General features: G+C 44.1%; 5 protein-coding genes. 2 read left to right on the plus strand and 3 right to left on the minus strand.

What is annotated here, in order from left to right:
- The first annotated feature begins 37 nt into the window (after positions 1 to 37).
- Together ACFQ2O_RS19120 and ACFQ2O_RS19125 are read left to right on the plus strand one after the other, a co-directional pair.
- A complete protein-coding gene (locus tag ACFQ2O_RS19120) occupies positions 38 to 1,408 on the plus strand; it encodes an ammonium transporter (protein WP_377531781.1) in 1,371 nt (456 codons plus the stop codon).
- A gap of 193 nt (positions 1,409 to 1,601) precedes the next feature.
- A complete protein-coding gene (locus ACFQ2O_RS19125) occupies positions 1,602 to 3,014 on the plus strand; it encodes an MBL fold metallo-hydrolase (RefSeq protein WP_377531768.1) in 1,413 nt (470 codons plus the stop codon).
- Positions 3,015 to 3,095: 81 nt separating this feature from the next.
- Here the strand turns inward: ACFQ2O_RS19125 and ACFQ2O_RS19130 are convergent, their stop codons facing one another.
- From ACFQ2O_RS19130 to ACFQ2O_RS19140, 3 genes are all read right to left on the minus strand, one after another.
- A complete protein-coding gene (locus tag ACFQ2O_RS19130; RefSeq protein WP_377531772.1) occupies positions 3,096 to 3,680 on the minus strand; it encodes an AraC family transcriptional regulator in 585 nt (194 codons plus the stop codon).
- Between the two features lie 566 nt (positions 3,681 to 4,246).
- Positions 4,247 to 5,110 carry a pirin family protein gene (locus tag ACFQ2O_RS19135; protein WP_377531775.1) on the minus strand — a complete coding sequence of 288 codons (864 nt, stop codon included), beginning with the start codon at positions 5,108 to 5,110 and terminating at the stop codon, positions 4,247 to 4,249.
- Between the two features lie 178 nt (positions 5,111 to 5,288).
- Positions 5,289 to 5,951: a response regulator transcription factor gene (locus tag ACFQ2O_RS19140; protein WP_377531778.1), complete on the minus strand. Its 663-nt coding sequence runs from the start codon at positions 5,949 to 5,951 to the stop codon at positions 5,289 to 5,291.
- Positions 5,952 to 6,118: the final 167 nt, after the last annotated feature.

Consider the following 6,118-nt stretch of genomic DNA (forward strand, 5'->3'; position numbering starts at 1 on the left):
AGAACCAGAAAGTATTTATCATTTTAACAAACCATCTATGGCTCCACTTACCAAAGCTTTCTCTCGGATACCTATGCTACTGCTCTTGCTAGTAGTAGCTGCTACGTTCATACTTCCATCTGTGCCACAGGCTGTGCAAACTTATGACTACAATGGTGCTGACACCGCCTGGATGTTATCTGCCACAGCTTTGGTATTGCTCATGACGCCCGGGTTAGCTTTTTTCTATGGAGGCATGGTGCGCAAAAAAAATGTACTCTCTACCATGCTCCAGAGCTTTATATGTATGGCTATAGTTACAGTACTTTGGGTTGTATTTGGTTTTAGCCTTGCATTCGGAGAATCGGTTGGGGGGGTATTTGGTAACCCGCTTACCTATTTTATGATGGATGGTGTGATTGATGGCGCCCCTTGGCCTGCCGCCCCTACTATTCCACTCTTGTTGTTTGCTATGTTCCAGCTAAAATTCGCCATCATCACTCCTGCCCTTATAACGGGCGCCTTTGCAGAGCGAATCCGCTTTATATCTTACACGCTGTTTACCGTGTTGTTCTTTATTTTTATCTATGCACCACTTGCACATGCTACCTGGCACCCAGACGGGATACTCTTTAACCTGGGCGTGCTTGATTTTGCAGGAGGCACTGTTGTACATATGTCGGCAGGTTGGGCAGCACTGGCCTCCGCTATTTTCCTGAAGCGCCGATACGATGCAAACCATGCCCCGGCACATATACCGTACGTCATGCTCGGAACGGGATTGCTGTGGTTTGGCTGGTTTGGATTTAACGCCGGATCTGCCATGGGAGCTAACCCTTTAGCAGTTGTGGCACTAGCTACCACTACCACAGCTTCGGCCTCTGCAGCTTTAGGCTGGATATTTTTTGATGCCTTGCGAGGCCGTAAACCATCTGCCATGGGAACATGTATCGGTGCCGTAGTTGGTTTAGTAGCCATCACACCAGCTGCCGGTTTTGTCACAATACCTCATTCACTGGCTATCGGCGTAATTGCGGCGGTTGTAAGTAACTTAGTAATGGAGTGGCGCACTACCCGCTCAAAACTTGATGATACACTAGATGTCTTTCCATGTCACGGAGTCGGCGGCATGGTGGGTATGCTGTTAACAGGGGTCTTTGCTAGCCAGGCCATTAACCCCGCTATAGAAGTTGGGAATGGCTTGATTTTCGGTGAATACAAGTTGTTCCTAATCCATCTGGTCACTTTAATTGGCGTGTCAGTTTTTGCTTTTGGTGGCTCCTGGCTATTGCTAAAACTAACTGACCTGATTACCCCTTTACGTGTTACGCAGGAGGAAGAAGCAATAGGTCTTGATCTAAGCCAGCACAACGAAAGCCTGGATCAGGAGGAGCCGGAGCGCGTAGCTGAACCTTTTGTTGTGGCCTAAGCCTTCTGCACATTTGCCCTTACTTATGCAACCCCATAACTGCGCAATATAAGCGGCATGTTGTGGGGTTGCCTTGTTTATACGGGTATATTTATTTGCCTCAGACTCTTGATTAATCTTCAAAAGTGATATAAGTTACTGTATTCAAAAGTTTATTTCTAGACCTTTGCAGTATAAATAAGTAATTTTGATCATGAAAGTTGAACAGATTTATACCGGATGCCTTGCACAGGGCGCTTATTATATTGAAAGTAAGGGAGAGGCCGCTATCATAGATCCACTCCGGGAAATTAAGCCATACTTAACTAAAGCAGAGCAAAATGGTGCAACGATAAAGTATGTGCTGGAAACACACTTTCATGCTGATTTTGTATCCGGGCATCTAGATCTTGCCAGGTCTACTGGTGCACCCATTATATTTGGCCCCAACGCTTCTCCAAGCTTTGATGCACATATCGCTGCGGATGGGGAGGAATTCAGAGTTGGAGATGTAACCATAAAGGTTCTCCATACCCCTGGCCATACCATGGAGTCTACTACCTACCTGCTAAAGGATGAGCACGGTAAAGACTATGCGTTATTTACAGGTGATACCTTATTTATTGGTGATGTTGGCCGCCCTGATTTAGCTGCGAAGTCTGACCTGACACAAGAGCAGTTAGCTGCGCATTTATATGATTCGCTTCGAAATAAAATTATGCCTTTAGCTGATGAGGTGATAGTCTATCCTGCACACGGTGCCGGATCAGCCTGCGGCAAAAACATGAGCAAAGAAACCAGCGACACGTTGGGCAATCAAAAGCAGACCAACTACGCGCTGCGTGCCGATATGACAAAAGAGGAGTTTGTGAAAGAAGTAACTGATGGCTTGCTTCCACCTCCCGGATACTTCCCGATGAACGTTCAGATGAACAGGGATGGCTACGAAAATATTGATACTGTTATGCAGCAGGGGCTTCAGGCACTAACTCCGGATGCTTTTGAAGCAGCCGCCACTGAAACAGGTGCTCTGGTGCTTGACACCCGTAAGCCACAAGAATTTGCAAAAGGTTTTGTACCTGGGTCAATCAATATAGGTATAGACGGAGGATTTGCGCCCTGGGTCGGAGCACTTATTCCAGACGTAAAGCAGCCTATTTTATTTATCGCTGAAGAAGGTCGTGAAGAAGAGGTAGTAACACGCCTTGCCCGCGTTGGCTTTGACTATACCTTTGGCTACCTGAAGGGTGGTTTTGTGGCTTGGCAGGCTGCTGGCAAAGTAGCGGACAAGATCCAGTCGATTCCAGCTGAAACACTGGCAAGCCTTTACGAACAAGACAAGCAGATTTATATTATCGATGTGCGGAAGCCAGGTGAGTTTTCATCAGAACACCTGACACCCGCCTTAAGCAAGCCGCTGGACTTTTTAAATGAGCATCTGGCTGAGCTACCTAAAGACCAAACCCTTTATATACATTGTGCCGGTGGTTACCGCTCCATGATTGCCGCCTCTATTCTAAAAGCACGTGGATTTGATAAACTAGTAGATGTAATGGGAGGCTACGCAGCACTTAAAAGCACTACTCTACCACGCACCAACTTTGTATGCCCCAGCACACTAAGTTAAGCGGTGATATAACTATAAGCCCTCTAAAACAGCAGTGGCCGGTAGTTTATTCTACCGGCCACTGCTGTTTAAAATGTAGATTTATTTTTTATCCTGAACCTTATCCAGCGTTTTGCGCCTTTCATCTTTAACCTGCTTGAAGTAACTTGGTGTAAGCCCTGTCACTTTCTTAAACTGGTTTGACAGATGCGCCACACTACTGTAACCCAGCTGGTAAGCAATCTCTTTTAGGCTCAGCTCATCGTACACCAATAGCTCCTTTGCTCGCTCTATTCGCTGTAGAATCACGTATTTTTCAATAGTGATGCCTTCTGATGAGGAAAATAGCGTGCTGAGATAATTATACTCCATGCCTATTTTAGCGGCAATATAAGCAGAGGTATTTACTTGAATCTCCTGCTCGCCTACCGTATGAACCAGGTCAATTATGGCTAGCTTCACTTTCTCTATCAGTTGCGTTTTTCGGTCATCCAGCAGTTCAAAGCCATTATTTTTCAGTACCTCCCGCACTTGTTCCAGGTCTATTACTTCTTTTTCCGTTGATAACTCAGCCTCCCCCAGCTCTACTTGCACCACCGTGTAGCCCAACTGCTGCAACTCCTCTGCCACCACACGTTTACAGCGGTCGCACACCATGTTCTTTATTTTTATTTTAACTGTAGCCATAGTTTTACTTCGCTTCTTAACATAATCTACACAAACGGCATGTTCATCTTTACACCTAAATTTAAAAGTTCTCTTTTTTATAACATGCAGAAGTATAGATTAACTTATCAAATATATTAGATAAACTATTTATGTTTATTTTTGTGTTTGAATAAATACAGATGATACCAAACGTACCCGAATACCTCTCTGTACAACTTAGAGAAGAAGAAAGCTTGTTAACTTTAAACTGGTTACGCAGCGTTTCGAGTGAAGAATACAGACATGGATTATGTTTCATCAAAGACCTAATTATACACAAAAAAATAAGCCTTTGGCTGGTAGATTCAAGAAAGCTGACACATGTAACATTTGAAGATCAGCAGTGGCTTAACCGAACATTAATCCCCTTGCTACTAAGCAGCCGGCTACGTAGAATTGCACGCGTGGTGCAGTCAGATGTATTCATATACATATCTTTTGAGCAGCAGATAACAAAAGCCCAAAAAGAATACACTATAGGTACAGCCATTGAGCAATTCACGTCCGAAGAAGCTGCCCTAAGCTGGCTTTTCATGCGGGATTAGCTAATCCTCTATCAATATGCCCATTTTGCCCATACGGTAATCGCGCATGGCCTGCATAAGCTCTGTTTCTGTATTCATAACAAAGGGTCCATTCATTGCTAAAGGTTCTTTTAACGGTGTTCCCGCCAGCAGCAGTAGTTGCGTCTTCTCATTTGCGGTAACTGTCACACCATCTCCGTCGTTGTTAAAAATCACCTGGTGTAATCCTTCTACCAAGCCAAATCCAGTTACCTGAATTCCACCATGCAGCAAGTATAAAAAAGCATTGTACTCTTGCGGAAGCAGAAACCTGTGCTGCGCGTTTGCCTCCAGCTCTACCCGAAGCACCAGTAAAGAGGAGTATGTTTTCACAGCGCCCTTTATACCTTGATATTCCCCAGCCACCACTTTTACCTGCACACCTTCTACATGGTATTCAGGAGTATCAGCAGCATGCACAGCCATGTAGGCAGGTTGATCCATTTTATGGGCAGCAGGAGTATTTATCCAAAGCTGTACAATTTCCTGCACTCCGCCCTGTGCCATAATGTCCTGTGGCGGTCTTTCACTATGTATAATCCCGCGTCCAGCGTTCATCCACTGGGTGCCTCCGGCATACACAACACTGTTATTCCCGCGGGAATCACGATGATGCACTCCGCCCTGGTACACAAAAGTGACCGGAGAAAAGCCCCGGTGTGGGTGTGGGTCAACTCCGGTTTTATGAGGTATAACGCCCTCCGGCAAAGGAGTTATGTGATGGTGCAATAAGAGAAAAGGATCTATTTGGGCTACCTGCTGTGTGGGAAAAGGCTGACGAACAGGCATACTGCCCATATCCACAAGCTCAGCGTATAGCACTCGCTCAACAGTTCTGTTTTTCATAGCAGCTTATATGATAGAACAAACTCTAAGAAAGTATGTTTGCTTTAGCTTTGATAACGTAAATTATCTTCGGCAGGTACTTGTAGCACTAGTATTATGAAAAAACCGCTTGATAAGCGGTTTTTTCATAATACTAGTGCTAGCTCTCGCTTAAAAACACAAAAGCATGGAGTTTGTATTAGCTAATTAATCCTCTTAAAATGGCATATTTAATGAGCGCGGCCGTATTTTTAGTCTGCGTTTTCTCCAACAGGTTCTGCCGATGAGTTTCTATGGTGCGTTTACTCGTAAAGAGTTGTTCTGCAATAGCTGCATTTGTAAAACCATTAGAAATAAGGTTCAGCACCTCTAACTCCCGCTTAGATAAATCTTTTAGCGTATTATCCTTAGCAGCTAATTGCTCTACTGGGGTAGTTATACTTACATTCTCGTTTACTTTTCGCAGCAAGTTGAGTGTTATATAGGAGCTAATGTAAGGAATACCTTTAGCCACCAATTGAATTGCCAGTTTAAGTTCCTCCTTTCCAGCAGTTTTAAGGATATAGCCATAGGCGCCAAGTCCCATCATCTGTTGAACATAATACTCATTTTCGAGCATCGAGAGCACAAGTACTTTCGTATCTACATGAAGTTCCTGCATCTGCCTGATGCACTGGAAACCATCCATTTCTGGCATGCTTATATCTAGAAGTACGACATCTGCATTTGTTTCATGCAAAAGCTCAAGCAATTCACTACCTGAGGAAGCCTCCCCAGCTATTATTATTTCTTCATCGCGCAGCAGTGCTTTCACACCCTCTCGAACCAGTTTATGATCGTCGGCAAGAATCAATCTAACCATTAATATTGCAAATTCATTTTGATGTTAATCCTCAAACCCAGTTAATCCTATCTTACTAATTTTATCCAGTAACCTGCTGCATTTGTGCCACTTTAGCTTATGGATAACTATAAAATGAAATAAAAAAACAGTGCGAAGGCGTTGTTTTTTGACTACAAACTAAATAG

Origin of the sequence: Pontibacter rugosus, assembly GCF_042678745.1 — a bacterium.
Classification (GTDB): Bacteria; Bacteroidota; Bacteroidia; order Cytophagales; family Hymenobacteraceae; genus Pontibacter; species Pontibacter rugosus.